General features: G+C 68.5%; 1 protein-coding gene. It reads left to right on the top strand.

Annotated features, from left to right (window positions below):
• Nucleotides 1-126: 126 nt before the first annotated feature.
• On the top strand, nt 127-425 hold a 299-nt coding region (locus AC1DCY_RS27730), incomplete at its 3' end, for a hypothetical protein (protein ID WP_477355997.1).

Raw genomic sequence — 425 nt, 5'->3', positions numbered from 1 at the left:
CTTCGGACTGAAGCTGTCGCAGGACGCATTCCGTGGCCTGGCCGGTGTCGTCGCCGCGCCGGCGGTGGTCCGGCAGGTGCACGTCGACTCCGCGCCGGCGCGCCCCTGGCGCGAGTGATGCAATTCTTGCAGTCCCACGTCGACGAACTGTTGACGGCGTGGCCGCGGTTGCGCCGACGGCCGAGCCGCCGTGCCGACGTCGTGATCGTCGGCGGCGTCCTCGACTTCAGTTGGGTGCCGCCGGGTCGCCCCGCCATCACCGACACATACCAGGTACGCCTGGAGGTGCCTCTGTTTTCGACAGAGACGTTGCCGAATGTGTACGAGGAGGGTCAACGTGTCCCGCGCACGCCGGACAACCACGTCAACAGCGCCGGCAACCTCTGCCTAGGGTCGCCGCTGCAGCTGCAGCTCAAGCTCGGTCC

It is taken from the genome of Lysinibacillus sp. 10T31, assembly GCF_056394365.1.
The sequence above is the reverse complement of the archived record's forward strand: the minus strand, read 5'-3'. Positions and strand labels throughout refer to the sequence as shown.